This is a genomic window from Pauljensenia sp. 20925_1_27 (genome assembly GCF_041432835.1).
In the GTDB taxonomy this organism is placed as follows: Bacteria; Actinomycetota; Actinomycetes; order Actinomycetales; family Actinomycetaceae; genus Pauljensenia.
This window is the reverse complement of record NZ_JAPWAH010000022.1, coordinates 1-14,513: the sequence shown is the minus strand read 5'-3', so window position 1 is coordinate 14,513 and position 14,513 is coordinate 1. Positions and strand designations below refer to the sequence as shown.

The following is a 14,513-nucleotide window of genomic DNA, read 5'->3' as shown; positions in this document are numbered from 1 at the left end:
TGCGGGCAGATCGCCTACCCGCGAGCGCACATCAACACACCCGGTACAAAACTCCCCCAACACGCCCCCGCCAGCAGCCCAACCGGTACAAAACTCTCCCAACACGCCCAAAAAGGCCCATTTCAGCCCGTTTTGCACGAGCAGGGAGAACTTTGTACCGCATCCACCCCCACGACCCCCCGCAGGGAGAACTTTGTACCGCGCCCAGTGCCAAACCCGGTACAAAACTCCCCCGACACGCCCCCGCCAGCACCCACCCGGTACAAAACTCTCCCAGCGCCCCCGTTCTACAGCGGTTCCGCGAAAAAGTTCGCCCAGCACACCTAAAAACGGCGTTATTCGCCTCTTTCGCGCCTGCAGGGCGAATTTTTTCGCGCTCACACCCACATCAGGCCGAGCAGGGCGAACTTATTCGCGCAGAGGACTTGACCGGACGCGATGACGGGGCGACTTTGAAACCGCCAACACCTTTGTTCACCGTCGACAGGCCTCGCAGCAGCCACAGACTGTACGGTCGACACCCGCGCCCGAGAACACGAGCTCCCGACAACGAGTGTCACCACAACGAAACGCGCATACGACTCCGCCGGTTCAACAGACGGGTGGGCGGCACCAGCGCACTGCTGATGCCGCCCACGCGTTATGTCGAGACTGACTCCCGGAAGGCTCAGGCCTCCTTGGGGGCCACGTCGAGCAGCGCGTCGCCGCGCTGGATCTGCCCGCTCGCGACCGGGGTGACCCCACCGAACTTCTTCTTGTTCGTCACGACGACAGGCGTGATGGTCTCGTAGCCGGCCTCGCGGATCACGTCGAGGTCCACCTCGGCGAGCACGTCGCCGCGGCGCACGACGTCGCCCTTGGCGACGCGGGGGGTGAAGCCCTTGCCGTCCAGCTTGACGGTGTCCATGCCGACGTGAATGAGGACCTGGACGCCGGAGGCGGACTTGAGGCCGTAGGCGTGGCCGGTCGGGAACGCGACGGTCACGGTGCCATCGAAGGGCGCCACGACGAGGCCGTCTGCGGGCTCGATGCCAATGCCGGGGCCAAGCATGCCCTTGGCGAAGGACTCATCCTTGACCTGCTCGAGCGGAATCGCGGTGCCCGCAAGGGGCGAGGAGACCGAGAGGTCGGCCAGCGCCTCGTCGCTAAAAGACGGGGCGGGCGCGGGAGCAGCAGCGGCCGCGGGAGCAGCAGCCGGGGCAGCAGTGGCAACCGCAGCGGCCACGGGAGCGGCAGCCTTGGCGGCGGGCGCGCGGCCCTCCATATCAGCCTTGCCGCGCGTCATGGCGTAGGCGAAGGTGATGCCGAAGGACAGGACGAACACGAGGACCTCGAGGGCCAGGTAGGCGGGGATCGACTTGGGGATGATCGACACGAAGCCGACGAAGCCGGCGGCGCCGAGGGCCTGACCGCGCACGTTCAGCAAGGCAACGCCCGCAGAGCCGATGGCGGACGCGACCATGGCGCAGTAGAAGGGCCAGCGCAGGCGCAGGTTGACGCCGAAGATCGCGGGCTCGGTGATTCCGAAGACTGCGGAGACGCCACCGGCGCCGGCCAGACCCTTGAGCTTGGCGTCACGGGTCTTGAAGAAGACAGCCAGGGCAGCCGCGCCCTGCGCGACGTTCGCCATGGAGGCAATCGGGAAGATGAAGTCGCCGACGCCACCGTTGGAAGGAAGCAGCGGGATTTCAATGGCGGGGAAGGACTGGTGCAGACCGGTGACGACGATGGCACTGTAGAAGAAACCGAAGATGAGTCCGCCGAAGACACCGAGCGTCGTGTACGCCCAGTTGATGCCGTAGGTCAGGTAGTTGGAGAGCTCGCGGGTCACGGGGCCGACGATGACGAAGGCCAGGAAGCCGGTGATCAGCAGGGTGATGAGCGGGGTCAGCAGGAAGTCCGCGGTGCCCTTAAGGACCTTGTGCAGGCTCTTTTCGATGAGACACATGATCCAGGTAACGACCAGGGTGGGGATGACCATCGCCTGGTAGCCGACCTTGGTGACCTCGAGGCCGAAGAGATTCCACACCGAGGACTGGTCCGTGTAAGCCCAGAACTTGGCGGCGGCCGCCGCGTCTGTCATGGAGTAGGCAGACAGCAGCGACGGGGATACCATCGCTGCGCCCATCGCGGCACCCAGGTAGGTGTTGCCACCGAAGCGCTTGGCAGCGGAGAAACCGACGAGTACGGGCAGGAACGCGAAGGCCGCGGATGACACGAGGTTGATGAGCGCGTCGTAGTCGGTCATCGCCGGGTACATCTGGATGACGGACCGCTCGCCAAAAAGCCCCTCGGCCGTCAGGACCGAGTGGAGGGCCATGAGGAGACCACCGGCGATCAGGGCCGGGAGGACCGGGACGAAGATGTCGGCGATCATCTTGATGAAGCGCGAGAAGACGTTGCCGCCGGCCTCGGCCTCTTCCTTGGCCTCGTCCTTGGAGACCTCGCGCACGCCGTGGTTGGCCACCATGTTGGCGTACACCTGGTCGACATCGCCGGGTCCGACGATGATCTGGAACATGCCGCCGGCGGCGAATGTGCCCTTCAGATCTTCGTTGTCGTCGAGGGCCTGCTGGTTGATCTTGGATTCGTCCGCGATCACCAGGCGGAGACGGGTTGCGCAGTGTGCTGCTGCGCTGATGTTGGAGGCGCCGCCGACTGCTTCGACGACTTCTCCTGCCACCTTGGCGTGATCCATCGCTGATCACATTCCTTTCTGAAAACCCCACGCGCAACGCCATTGTTACGCCGCGCTGGGCGGTGTGTAGCAATCGATTGACATACTACGGGCGACAGAGCTGCTCACGCAAGGTGCGACGGCCATCGTCTCAGGTCAGGGGATGAGAGACCGCACACATACGACGAGGCCGTGGCCACCCAAGCAGCCACGGCCTCGTACGCGGGTCGCTCAGTCGGCGCGCGCGGCGCTCACGTTCGTCACGGAAGCGGCACCCGTGAAGGTCACGCCGGCACCCTCGCCGTTCAGGAAGCTGCGGGTCGTGAAGACGCGCGAGCCGTCGCCCAGGTAGATCTCGGTGATCGAGCGGTCGTGGAGGATTTCCACGCGGCCGGCCTCCCCCGGCTCCAGGGTGACGACGCGGCGGCCGCCATGGGGGTAGCGCGTGCCCGTCAGGTCGACGCTCAGGCGTCCGTCTTCCAGAGTGATCGACAGGCCGGAGCCGGAACCGATCTGGACGGACAGGGGCCCGTCGTAGGAGGCGTCGAAAGCGAGGCGCCACGAGCGAGAGCCGACGAGTTCCACGATCTGAGCGCCGGCCTCGTCCCCCGGGGCGCCCTCGAGGGTGGTGGGGGCCAGGGGCAGGCCCGGCAGGTAGGGGCGGGCGATGACGCGGCCCCCGCGTAGGGTCAGGGCGCGCGGGGCGGTGAAGCAGTGTACCCAGCCGCCGGTGGCGATGGAGGGCTGGTCGTCCTCGCCAGCGTTTCCCGCCCAACCGAAGAGGAGGGTCGGCGCGTCAGGCGAGGAGGAGGCGGAGCGAGCCATGACCTGGGGCGCGTAGAACTCGGTGCCGCGGTCGAGCTCCTCGAAGGACCCGTCGGCACCGCGCAGCTCGGTACCCACGAGCTCACCGACGATGGCGACGCACGGGAAGACGTTCTCGAAACCCTCGCGCTCGGGCGAAATACCCTGGGGGCAGAAAATCAACACGTCGTGAGCTCGGCCGGTCTCCTCGTCCGTCAGGCGCACCAGGTTGGGGCACTCCCACATGTAGCCGAAGGCGTCGAAGGCGCCGCCCGCGTCTGGGAAGGTCATCTCGCCCTCGCACTCCCACGCGCGCAGGTCAGTCGAGCGGTAGAGCAGGGCCGCGCCGGTGAGGTTCTCGCGCTGGACTCCGAGCAGCATCCGATACGAGCCGTCCGCATCGCGCCACACCTGCGGGTCGCGGAAGTGGGCGGTATACCCCTCGGGCTGGCGGCCAATGACCGGGGGCACGCGCTTATCGAAGTGAACCATGTCCGTCGTGGTGACGACGCACTGGGTGGCCTCGCGCTCCCCCGTCTCGGGATCCTTGTAGTTGCCGGTGTACCACAGCTCGACGTGGTCGCCGACCTCGATCGCCGTGCCCGAGTAGGTGCCGTTCGCGTCCTGGTGGGTGTCGGGCAGGATCGCGGGGGCGTGGTAGTCCCAATGAGTCAGGTCACGCGACGTGGCGTGGCCCCAGTAGACGAGCTTGCGAGGGTGCTCGGGCGTGTACTGGAAGAACGCGTGATACGTCCCGCCGATCTCGATGAGGCCATTCGGGTCGTTCAGGCGGCCCACCGGGGGCGCGACGTGAAAGAGCGGGTAGTCGGGATCTTGCTGGGCGCGCGACGAGGCCTCGGCAGCGAGGGCGGACGCGAGAAAATCTTCGGCCATGACCTCACGGTAACACCCCGGGACAGACGAGCGCGCGGGCGGGACGCATCCGTCCCGCCCGCGCGCGCTCACACGTCCGTCACACTCATCAAGAGTGGCGACATATCACGGAAAAACCAGATCAGGCGCCCGTCACATCGTCGGGGTGAGCGTCCGCGTAGCGGGCAAGCTCCTCCTCGACGATGGATTCATCCAGCTTGACGAACACCGGCGTGGGCTTGGCGATCGGGGTGCCGGGCGTGATCGCGTGACGCTCCCAGGTGGGCACGTTCGTGTAGTCGCCCGTGATGATCGGGTAGCCGTCGCGCCCCTCGAAGTCGGCGGGCAGGACCTGCGGGTCGAGCTCGGCGACCTCTTCGATGCGAGGCATGGGCGCGATCTCGCCCTCGCCGCCCATGACGCGGTCGATGTCGTTGGCAGCGTGGGGCAGGAACGGGGAGAGCATGAGGTTGAGGTCCGTCACCGCCTGGGCGAGGGTCCACAGGACCGTCGCGAGGCGCTCACGCTGCTCGGGGGCCTTGAGCTTGAAGGGCTCGGTGTCGGTCACGTACTTGTTGGCCTCGCCCACCAGGCGCATGGCCTCGGACAGTGCCGCCTTCTGGCGGTGGTGACGGATGAGGTTGCCGACGGTGGCAAAACCGGCCTCGACGGCGTCCAGGAGCGCGCGGTCGATGTCCTCGAGCTCACCCGGGGTGGGGATCTCGCCGAACTTCTTGGCGATCATGGAGGCCGTGCGATTGACCAGGTTGCCCCAGCCGGCGACGAGCTCACCGTTAGTGCGGCGCACGAACTCGGCCCAGGTGAAGTCGGAGTCCGAGGTCTCGGGGCCGGCCGCGCTGATGAAGTAGCGCAGGGCGTCGGCCTGGTAGCGCGAGAGGAAGTCGCGCACGTAGATGACGATGCCGTGCGAGGAGGAGAACTTCTTGCCCTCCATGGTGAGGAACTCGGAGGACACGACCTCGGTGGGCAGGTTGAGGACGCCCAGGTCGCCGGGAGCTCCACCCTTCGAGCCCTGGCCGTTGTAGCCGAGCAGCTCGGCGGGCCAGATCTGGGAGTGAAAGACGATGTTGTCCTTGCCCATGAAGTAGTAGGACAGGGCCTCGGGGTCATTCCACCACTTGCGCCAGGCCTCGGGGTCGCCGGTGCGGCGCGCCCACTCGATGGAGGCGCTCAGGTAGCCGATGACGGCGTCGAACCACACGTAGAGGCGCTTGGTGGGCTGGTCCTCCCAGCCGGGGACCGGGATACCCCAGTCAATGTCGCGCGTCATCGCGCGGGGGCGGATGTCCTCGAGGAAGTTCTGGGAGAACTTGATGACGTTGGGACGCCAGGTGCCGGACTTTTCGCGCTCGTCGAGCCAGGCGGACAAGGCATCGGCGAGGGCGGGCAGGTCGAGGAAGTAGTGGACGGACTCCACGAACTTGGGGGTCTCGCCGTTGATACGCGAGTGCGGGTTGATGAGCTCGGTCGGGTCCATCTGGTTGCCGCAGTTGTCGCACTGGTCGCCACGCGCGCCCTCGGCGCCACAGATCGGGCAGGTGCCCTCGATGTAGCGGTCGGGCAGGGTGCGGCCGGTGGACGGGGAGATGGCGGCGCGCGTGACCTGCTCAATCATGTAGCCGTTGTCGCGCACGGTGGCGAACATGTCCTGGACGACGCGGTAGTGGTTGCCGGCGGTCGTGCGGGTGAAGAGGTCGTAGGACAGGCCGAGCGCCACGAGGTCCTCGACGATGAGGCGGTTGTTGCGGTCTGCGAGTTCGCGGGCGCTCATGCCTGCGCCGTCGGCGGCCACCAGGATGGGGGTTCCGTGTTCATCGGTGCCGGAGACCATGAGGACGTCGTGGCCGGCCATTCGCATGTACCGGGAGAAAACGTCGGAGGGGACACCGAATCCAGCAACGTGGCCAATATGACGGGGGCCGTTGGCGTAGGGCCATGCGACGGCGGACAGAATACGACTCATAGCCCCTAACAATACTGCGTAGCGCTCACGAACGGGGAACCGGCCGCATTGCGAGGATTTGAAACATCCCTTGGGCGAGTGTGACCCGGGTGATATTCTTGAGAAAATTACTGAATTTTCTGGGAGGTCCCATGCCCCGCGCTCTCATCATTGTCGACGTTCAGCCCACGTTCTGCGAAGGTGGTGCCCTCCCGGTGACGGGCGGTAACGCTATCGCCGAGGCCGTGGCCGCCTACGTGGACGCGCACCGCGACGAGTATCAGCTGATCGTGACCACGCAGGATTGGCACATCGATCCGGGCGAGCACTTCTCGGAGAACCCGGATTTCGTGGACACGTGGCCCCCGCACGGCGTGGCCGGCACGGACGAGGCCGAGCTGCACCCGGCGCTCGCGAACGTGCACGCGGACGTGACAGTCAAGAAGGGCCAGTACAAGGCCGCCTACTCGGGCTTCGAGGGAACGACCGAGGATGGCAAGACGCTGGAGGAGGCGCTGCGCGACGCCGGCATCACGGACGTGGACGTCGTGGGTCTGGCCGAGTCGCACTGCGTCGCGTGCACGGCTGTGGATGCTGTCCACGCCGGATTCCCGACGCGTGTCCTGCGCGAGCTGACCGCCCCCGTGACCGAGGAGCTGGGCGCGTCGGCCCGTCAGTGGATGACGACGGAGGGCGTCTTGCTCGTCTGAGGCTCCCCGGCCTCGTTTTTAGCGCGCGGCGAGGGCGGCCTTGTAGAGGTCGTTCTTGCGCGCGCCCGTCGCCGCAGCCACCTCGGCCGCAGCGTCCTTGAGGCGCATGCCTTCAGCCGCGAGCGCGAGAACAGCACCGACGTGGTCTTCGGCGCGCGCGCTGCGTTCGTATCCGGCGACAACGATCGTCACCTCGCCGAGGACGTCGTCCGCCCCCTCCACGAGTTCCCCGAGCGTTCCGCGGCGCACCTCCTCGTAGTCTTTCGTGAGCTCGCGGCACAGCGCGGCGGCACGGTCGGCGCCAAAGACCTCGGCCATGCGCGTCAGCGTGGCGGCCGCACGACGGGGTGACTCGAAGAAGATGAGCGTGTGCGGGTCGGTGGCCAGGCCTTCCAGGTAGCGCGTGGCCTCCCCGTCCTTGCGCGGCAGGAACCCCTCGAAGGCGAAGCGGTCGGAGGGCAGGCCGGACAGGGCGAGGGCGACGAGCGGCGCGGAGGGGCCGGGCAGGACGGAGAGGGGGACGCCCGCGTCGATGGCGGCGCGCGCCAGCCGGAAGCCCGGATCGGAGACCGTGGGCATACCCGCGTCGGACACGAAGACGACGCGCGCTCCTGCGCTGGCGGCCTCGACGATGCCCGCGGATTTCTCGGCCTCGTTGTGGTCGTGCAGGGCGACGAGGCGGCCACCCAGCTTGATGCCCAGGCGCGAGGCCAGGGCTAGGGCCCGGCGCGTGTCCTCGGCTGCGACGATGTCGGCCCCTTCGAGAGCGGCGACGACGCGGGGCGACGCGTCGCGCACGTCACCGATGGGGGTGGCGGCCAGCAGGATCGTCCCTGCCTCCTGCCGATAGGGGTCGCTTCCGCGCTCGTCGCGCGGATTCGGGGACGAGGCCTGGGCACTCGTCGCGGATCGGGTCGAGTCGGTCGCGGCTTCCATGCCGGTATCGTCTCACTGCTTGTCCGCGCGCGCACGGCGCGCCCCGTTCGATCCGGCCACCCATTGGGGAATCCGCGAGGCGAGGACGCTCGCGGCACACAGGAGCGCGATGGTCCCGCCCGCGCTGAGACGCGCGGGGACGGCGATCGCGAGGCCGGAGATCCCCAGGAGCGCGCCCAGCAGCGGGCAGCCGATGAGGAAGGCGCGCGAGCTGCGCACGAGGGGCGCGAGAGCAGCGGCCGGCGCGGCGATGAGCGCGATCGACAGGATCGTGCCGACCGCTGGGATCGCCACGGTGACCGAAGCGAGGATGAGGCCGAGGATGACGAGCTCGTGACGCCCGGCGCGCGAGGCCGCGGCTGGGTTGGCGGGGTCGAAGCAGTGGGCGATCAGCTGGCGCCCACCCAACGTCACGACAAGCAGAGCGACCACGAGCACTCCACCCGCCCAAGCGACGTCGGCGGGCGAAACCGTCATGACGGATCCTGTCAGGAAGGAATTCACCGCGAGGGGCAGTGGCTTGAACCAGGTCGCCAAGAAGTAACCGGAAGCAAAACCCGCGGTCAGAACGATGCCGGCCGCGCCTTGGCTCGAGATGCCGGGGATCGTGGCGAGCCAGCGCATGAGGGCCACGAGCGGGATCGTGCCAAGGAACGCGCCGACGTAGAGAGCCGCCGACATTCCGGAGTGCCCGAAACCGAAGGCGGCGGCGATGACGACGCCGAGGACCGCGCCCGGGAAGGTTCCGTGCGTGACGGATTCGGCGAAGAAAATGCGTCGGTCCAGGTAGGCGAAGGCGCCGACGAGGCCACCCAGGGCCCCGATGATCGTCACGTGCAGCGCCGGGTACAGGAGGAGGCTAGCGATCACGAGGCCTCCCCTCCCCCGGCGCTCACGGTCGTTTCACGCAGCGTTTCACGCACGGTGGTGGCCGTGCGTGCACGCCGGGCGCGGATCTCGCGGATGGCGCAGGCGGCCGCGAAGCAGACGAGGACCCCCATGGCGACGCACGCCTGCGGGGAGAGGGGGCGCGGCGCGCGCAGGAGTGAGACGCCGAAGCCGGCCCATCCTCCGGCGAGCGCGCAGGCGCCGGCCAGTAGCACCATTGAGCGCGGGCCCGCGGCGAGCAGCCGACCGCAGGCTCCGGGCACAACAAGATATCCGACGACGAGGAGGACCCCGACGGCCGTCGACGCGGCGACGACGATCGCGCCGAGCGCCGCGTTGAACGCGATGTCGATCCAGGTGACCGGGACGCCGCTGACCCGCGCGGCCTCACGGTCGAAGGCCACCGCGACCTGCGCGCGCCAGGTGAGCGCAAGGAGGGCGGCCGCGACTACGAGGACGAGGGCGCTCGTTGCCATGCGCGACGGGGTGATATCCAGGAGACGGCCGAACATGAGGGATTCGAGCTGCCCGGACATGTCCCCGATGCGCAGGGAGATGACGATGCCGAGGGAGAAAAAGGCAGTGAGCAGGACCGCGGTCGTCGCCTCAGAGTGGCGCTGTTTGCGAGAGGCCACCGTCAGCGCCGCCGCGATGAGGGCCGCGCACACGGCGCCGCCCGGGATGATCGCGTCACGCCCGCCAACCGCCATGCCGACGACGATGCCGGGAAAAACGCCGTGGACCATCGTTTCGGCGCTGAACTCGGCGCGACGCAGGTTGACCAGCGTCGAGGCCGGTCCCACCGCGAGCGCGAGCACGCCGAGGACGATGAGAGGGCGCAGCAGGTAGGGGGCGATCATGACAGGGCCGCAATCGCCTCGTCGGCGCTCGATCCGTAAGCGCGCGCCAAGACCTTGGGCACCAGGACCTCGTCGGTGGGGCCCAGGGCGACGAGGCGGGAGGCGAGCACGCACGCCTGGGAGCACACGTCGCGCGCGAGGGAGAGGTCGTGCGTGGACACGATAACCCCGACACCGTCCGCGGTCAGCTTGGCGATGAGGCCCGTGATGATGTCGCGGCTGGGAGCGTCGAGGCCGTTGAAGGGTTCGTCCATCATGACCAGCTCGGGGCACGCGACCAGGGCGCGCGCGACGAGGACGCGCTGGCGCTGCCCGCCGCTGAGCGTCCCGAAACGGTGGGAGGCCCGGTCGCTCAGGTTGACGCGTTCGAGGGCGGCGCTCACCCGAGCGCGCATCTCGGAGGTGATGCGCCTGCCCCAGCCGGCCTCGGCGATGAGGCCCATGGTGACGACCTCGGCGGCGCTCACGGGGAAGGTGAGGTCCAGGTCGGCGCTCTGCGGCACGAGGCCGATGCGGGTTGTGTCCACCTCGACGGTCCCGGACAGGACCTGGCAGCCGCCGACGATACCGCGCATGAGGGTCGTCTTGCCGCCGCCGTTGGGGCCGACAAGGGCGAGGGCCTGGCCCCCGAACACGTCGAGGGTCAGGCCGGTCAGCGCTGGGGTATGCGCGTACCCCAGCACGGCATCTTGAAAGGAGACGAGCCTGCCCATCACTGGTCCTTCAGGCGCTCGGGCAGGTCCGGGACGGTGCCGCCCCACGCCTGTGTAACGGCGCGCACGTTGTGGATGATCGAGCCGACGTAGGTGGCTCCCTCGGATCCATCGGGTCCCAGCGAGTCGCCGTACATCGCATCCTCGCCCACGATCGGGGTGACGCCGGCCGCGCGGGCGATCGCCTCGATGGACTTGGAGTTGTTGGAGTTTTCGGCGAAAAGCGCGACCGCGCCGGATTCCTTGACGGCCGCGACGGCCTTGGCGATGTGGTCGGCGGTGGCGTCCTGCTGCTCGTTGAAGTCGGACAGGGCGGCGCCGATGAAGCGGATCCCGTAGTCCCGCGAGAAGTAGCCGAAGGCGTCGTGGGAGGTGAAGAGGACGCGCTGTCCTTCCGGCACGGTCTTGATGGCCTCGGCGGTCCACTGGTCGAGGGCGTCGATGTCCTCCAGGTACGAGGCGGTGGCCGCGTTGATCGAGGACGCAGCGTCGGGCGCCGCAGCGGCGAGGCCCGCGCCGAGGTTAGCGACCTGGACGCGGGCGCCCTTCGGCGAGGTCCACACGTGCGGGTCGAAGCGGAATTCGGGTTCCTCGCCCGCTTCCTCCGGCGGGAACGGCCACGGAGCAACGTCCACGCGCTCACCTCCGCGATCGATCGTGTAGGGGCCCTCGGGATCTGGGGTGCCCGGGTTGTCCACGTCTGCGGCCGTCAGGACGCCAGAGGTGACGACCATGCGTCCCTTGAAGCCGGAGGAGACGACAGCGTCGTCGAGGAAGTGCTCGAGGTCCACGCCCGAGACCGCCATGACGTCGGCCTGCGCAAGCGCCGATGTCTGCGCCGGGGTCATCTCATGCTCGTGCGCGGAAGCGTTGGGGGCGAGCAGGCAGGTCAGGCTCATGGTGAGGGCAGCGCTGTCCTTCTGCGCGCCCACGTGGCTGTTTTTTCCGGAGACATCGGTCTTGTCGAGGGAAATATCGGCGGACCGCGCCGCGATCTGAGTGACGTAGTCGCAGATCTGGGTGGTCGTGGCAACGACCGCGAGACCGTGGGCCGAGGAGGAGGGCGCGCACGCAGCCAGCGAGGCGGTCACCAGGGCCAGCCCAGCGGCGGCTGCTACGCCGCGCGTCGTCGAAGAAAACATTATTGCTCCTGTGCAATTTTCGGGTACACGAAATTATAGTCAGAAGCGAGAACAATTCTCAAGAGGCTGGAGCTGAACATTCTCCCCGAACGCGCGAGCGAATGTGCACCACAGTTTTTGTGCCGCGACGAGGCCGCTAGACTCGGATGCGATGAATACTGCTAACGCACACAACGACACGATCGACGAGACCTCGGACCCCCTCGAGTTCGAGACGACGACCGAGGCCTCCGCCGAGAAACCGCACCCCGAGGCCCCTGACGCCGACTCGACGACCCCGCCCACTTCCGGCAGCCCCCTTCCCCCACACCATCCGCGATGGTCGGATCGCCTGACTACCCCGGCGGCCGGATGGGTCGCCACCGCGATCGCGACGATCCTCGCGGCCACCATTAGGCTCCCCGGCCTCGATAATGTCCGCACGCTGATCTTCGACGAGACCTACTACGTGAAGGACGCGTGGTCCCTCCTCACGCTCGGGTACGAGGGCACGTGGGCCAAGGACGTCGACGCGGCATTCGCCACCGGCGACGTCTCCGGCCTATCCACGGTGGGTGGCTACCCGGTGCACCCGCCCACAGGGAAGTGGCTGATCGCGCTGGGCATGAAGATTTTCGGCCAGTCAGACCCCGTCGGTTGGCGCATCGCTGCGGCCATCTGCGGCATCATCACCGTCTTCCTGCTATGCCGACTCGCCCAGAACCTCTTCCACTCACCGGCGCTCACTCTTCTGGCCGGCCTCTTCCTGGCGACCGACGGCATGGCGATCGTCATGAGCCGCACATCCATCCTCGACGGCTTCCTCACGATGTTCGCCCTGGCCGCGTTCCTGTGCGTCGTCAAGGACCAGGAGACGTCCCGGCCGCGACTATTGGCCAAGCTACGCGAATGGGACGGCCTGGGCGCGCCGAGGCAGGGGTGGCCAAGCCTGCGCGCCTACCTCACCCGCCAGGACCGACGCCCCTTCGCGATCGGCCCGAATGCGGGCAACCGCCCATGGCTGCTCGCCGCAGGAGTCCTGGCAGGCCTCGCCTCCTCCGTGAAGTGGTCGGGCATCTACGCCCTCGCCTTCCTCGGCCTATTCGTCGCACTCCGGGAAGTCACCTGCCGCTGGCGCGCCGGTCACCCCTCCCCCATCCGCGGTGCCCTCCTCGCCGATATCTGGTGGGCATTCATCCTCATGGTCCCCACAGCGATCCTGACATACATCGCCTCGTGGTTCGGGTGGTTTGCTCACCCCGCCGCGCACGGGCATGGTCGATCAGGAATCCCCGGCTTTGCGGGCTCGCTCGCAGACCTGTGGCTCTACCACAAGGAAATGTGGACATTCCATAACGGGCTGAGCACCCCGCACACCTACCAGTCCAACCCCTACACGTGGCTCGCGCAGTACCGTGCGACCTCCTTCCACTGGGCGAACGGACCGGAAGTCACGGGATGCGCGTCGGAGAAGTGCGCGACCGACGTCGTTGCGCTCGGCAATCCGCTCCTGTGGTGGATCGGGATCGGCGCGCTCATCATCGTCCTCTGGGCAACGGTCCGTTACCGCAACTGGCGCACCGGCGTTATCACGCTGGGCTACATCGCCCTGTACGTTCCCTGGCTCGCCTACGCACACCGCACGATCTTCACGTTCTACACCGTAGCCTTCGCGCCTTTCGTGGCACTCGCCGTCGCCTGGCTCATCGCCGTACTGGCGGGGTGGGTCACCGCCGACGGCCAGCCCCTCGCTGCCCCACTCCCCCGCCGCACCGAGCTAACCGGCTGGGTGCTCGCGGCGCTCCTAACAATCACGATCCTCGCATGCGCGGCGTACTTTATGCCCCTCTGGCGCGCGGACATCATGGACTACAGCTTCTGGCGCGCACACATGTGGCTCCCCTCGTGGATCTAGTGACGCGCCAGTGACGCCGTCAAGAAAAAGGGTGGGTCCCGGCTTGGTAGCCGGGACCCACCCTTTCATCCTGAACGCCACCCCATCTCGGCTGCGCATTCAACCACTCACGCCACAGCGCGACGCCAGCAAGCCGACACCGTGACAAGCCGTGAGAAGCCGTTCAGCGAACCTTCTCAGGCGAGCGATACGAGGAGCTCGCGGATCTGAGCGTTCAGATCGTCGGAGGGCCGGAAAACGCCGTCCTGGAAGTCAGAACCGAGGTTGATGCCAACCTGCTGGTCGCGAACGTCAGCGCCAAAGGTCGACAGGATCTCGCGCAGATGCTCGAGGGGCTTGACAGCGCCGTACCACGAGTAACCGACGAGTCCAACAGCCTTCTCCTTCAGCGTGGCCGGGGGCAGGTAGTCGATAGCGTTCTTGAGAACCGCGGACACCGAATGGTTGTACTCAGGGGTCACGAAAAGAACGGCGTCGTTCGCCGCGATGTTCGTGCGCAGACGAACAGCCTCGGGCAGCACGGGGGCCTGCATCGACGGGGGGATCTCCTCCGCGAAAAGCGGCAGCTGGTAGTCACGCAGATCCAAGAAGACGGTGGAGACGCCGTCGGCCTGACGCGCCTGCTCCTCAATCCAACGAACGACTTGCTCACCGGCGCGGCCGGGACGCACAGAGCCAAGAACGATAGCAACGGAAGCCATGATGTTTCCTCTCAAAGTCTTATTGAAACGTCAACTACTATAGTTCGCAGGAAAGCTCGAGACAAGGACAATCGCTATCGTTTAGGACACAAGTCCCACAGTGTCGCGACGCCGCGATACCCACGACCGATGTACACAAGCCAAGGCGTGATTGGGCTGGCTATACCAGCGATCACGTACGAAGAAGCGGCCAGAAACCGATTGGTTTCTGGCCGCTTCTGTTACGTGTGTTGTGGCGGTGTCCTACTCTCCCACAACCTGGCGGTTGCAGTACCATTGGCGCTGCCGGGCTTAGCTTCCAGGTTCGGAATGTTGCTGGGCGTTTCCCCGGTGCTATGACCACCACAAGACT

11 protein-coding genes and 1 rRNA gene are annotated in these 14,513 nt (G+C 67.2%); 2 read left to right on the top strand and 10 right to left on the bottom strand.

What is annotated here, in order from left to right:
• Nucleotides 1–667 precede the first annotated feature (667 nt).
• The 3 genes from O3684_RS09170 to metG form a co-directional block, all read right to left on the bottom strand.
• Complete coding sequence (locus O3684_RS09170) at nucleotides 668–2,698, bottom strand: sucrose-specific PTS transporter subunit IIBC (protein WP_500066504.1); 2,031 nt, start codon at nucleotides 2,696–2,698, stop codon at nucleotides 668–670.
• Between the two features lie 210 nt (nucleotides 2,699–2,908).
• A complete protein-coding gene (locus O3684_RS09165) occupies nucleotides 2,909–4,375 on the bottom strand; it encodes a glycoside hydrolase family 32 protein (RefSeq protein ID WP_500066502.1) in 1,467 nt (488 codons plus the stop codon).
• A 121-nt stretch (nucleotides 4,376–4,496) separates the two neighbouring features.
• Entirely contained in the window at nucleotides 4,497–6,338 is a 1,842-nt protein-coding gene (metG, locus tag O3684_RS09160) for a methionine--tRNA ligase (RefSeq protein ID WP_500066501.1), read from the bottom strand.
• 131 nt (nucleotides 6,339–6,469) lie between these two features.
• Between metG and O3684_RS09155 the strand changes: the two genes are divergently transcribed.
• A complete protein-coding gene (locus tag O3684_RS09155; protein WP_500066499.1) occupies nucleotides 6,470–7,027 on the top strand; it encodes an isochorismatase family protein in 558 nt (185 codons plus the stop codon).
• 18 nt (nucleotides 7,028–7,045) lie between these two features.
• Here the strand turns inward: O3684_RS09155 and rsmI are convergent, their stop codons facing one another.
• Genes rsmI through O3684_RS09130 form a run of 5 tightly spaced genes read right to left on the bottom strand, consistent with a single transcriptional unit; the run spans nucleotide 7,046 to nucleotide 11,566 of the window.
• Nucleotides 7,046–7,963, bottom strand: a complete 918-nt coding sequence (rsmI, locus tag O3684_RS09150) for a 16S rRNA (cytidine(1402)-2'-O)-methyltransferase (RefSeq protein ID WP_500066497.1) — start codon at nucleotides 7,961–7,963, stop codon at nucleotides 7,046–7,048.
• 12 nt (nucleotides 7,964–7,975) lie between these two features.
• Nucleotides 7,976–8,833: a metal ABC transporter permease gene (locus O3684_RS09145; protein WP_500066495.1), complete on the bottom strand. Its 858-nt coding sequence runs from the start codon at nucleotides 8,831–8,833 to the stop codon at nucleotides 7,976–7,978.
• Nucleotides 8,830–9,711: a metal ABC transporter permease gene (locus O3684_RS09140; protein WP_500066491.1), complete on the bottom strand. Its 882-nt coding sequence runs from the start codon at nucleotides 9,709–9,711 to the stop codon at nucleotides 8,830–8,832. Before O3684_RS09140 ends, O3684_RS09145 begins: the two co-directional genes overlap by 4 nt.
• Nucleotides 9,708–10,424: a metal ABC transporter ATP-binding protein gene (locus tag O3684_RS09135; protein ID WP_500066489.1), complete on the bottom strand. Its 717-nt coding sequence runs from the start codon at nucleotides 10,422–10,424 to the stop codon at nucleotides 9,708–9,710. Before O3684_RS09135 ends, O3684_RS09140 begins: the two co-directional genes overlap by 4 nt.
• Nucleotides 10,424–11,566: a metal ABC transporter substrate-binding protein gene (locus tag O3684_RS09130; RefSeq protein ID WP_500066487.1), complete on the bottom strand. Its 1,143-nt coding sequence runs from the start codon at nucleotides 11,564–11,566 to the stop codon at nucleotides 10,424–10,426. Before O3684_RS09130 ends, O3684_RS09135 begins: the two co-directional genes overlap by 1 nt.
• A gap of 151 nt (nucleotides 11,567–11,717) precedes the next feature.
• On the opposite strand from O3684_RS09130, the gene O3684_RS09125 reads away from it, so the two are divergent.
• Nucleotides 11,718–13,460 carry a dolichyl-phosphate-mannose--protein mannosyltransferase gene (locus tag O3684_RS09125; RefSeq protein WP_500066486.1) on the top strand — a complete coding sequence of 581 codons (1,743 nt, stop codon included), beginning with the start codon at nucleotides 11,718–11,720 and terminating at the stop codon, nucleotides 13,458–13,460.
• Nucleotides 13,461–13,636: 176 nt separating this feature from the next.
• Here O3684_RS09125 and O3684_RS09120 read toward each other — a convergent pair whose 3' ends face one another.
• Together O3684_RS09120 and rrf are read right to left on the bottom strand one after the other, a co-directional pair.
• Nucleotides 13,637–14,161: an NADPH-dependent FMN reductase gene (locus O3684_RS09120; protein ID WP_500066484.1), complete on the bottom strand. Its 525-nt coding sequence runs from the start codon at nucleotides 14,159–14,161 to the stop codon at nucleotides 13,637–13,639.
• A gap of 230 nt (nucleotides 14,162–14,391) precedes the next feature.
• Nucleotides 14,392–14,508, bottom strand: a 5S ribosomal RNA gene (rrf, locus tag O3684_RS09115).
• Between the last annotated feature and the right edge of the window lie 5 nt (nucleotides 14,509–14,513).

Coding starts and splice junctions, on each gene's coding strand:
- O3684_RS09170 (WP_500066504.1), bottom strand. CDS start 2,698: ATGGATCACGCCAAGGTGGCAGGAGAAGTCGTCGAAGCAGTCGGCGGC.
- O3684_RS09165 (WP_500066502.1), bottom strand. CDS start 4,375: ATGGCCGAAGATTTTCTCGCGTCCGCCCTCGCTGCCGAGGCCTCGTCG.
- metG (WP_500066501.1), bottom strand. CDS start 6,338: ATGAGTCGTATTCTGTCCGCCGTCGCATGGCCCTACGCCAACGGCCCC.
- O3684_RS09155 (WP_500066499.1), top strand. CDS start 6,470: ATGCCCCGCGCTCTCATCATTGTCGACGTTCAGCCCACGTTCTGCGAA.
- rsmI (WP_500066497.1), bottom strand. CDS start 7,963: ATGGAAGCCGCGACCGACTCGACCCGATCCGCGACGAGTGCCCAGGCC.
- O3684_RS09140 (WP_500066491.1), bottom strand. CDS start 9,711: ATGATCGCCCCCTACCTGCTGCGCCCTCTCATCGTCCTCGGCGTGCTC.
- O3684_RS09135 (WP_500066489.1), bottom strand. CDS start 10,424: ATGGGCAGGCTCGTCTCCTTTCAAGATGCCGTGCTGGGGTACGCGCAT.
- O3684_RS09130 (WP_500066487.1), bottom strand. CDS start 11,566: ATGTTTTCTTCGACGACGCGCGGCGTAGCAGCCGCCGCTGGGCTGGCC.
- O3684_RS09125 (WP_500066486.1), top strand. CDS start 11,718: ATGAATACTGCTAACGCACACAACGACACGATCGACGAGACCTCGGAC.
- O3684_RS09120 (WP_500066484.1), bottom strand. CDS start 14,161: ATGGCTTCCGTTGCTATCGTTCTTGGCTCTGTGCGTCCCGGCCGCGCC.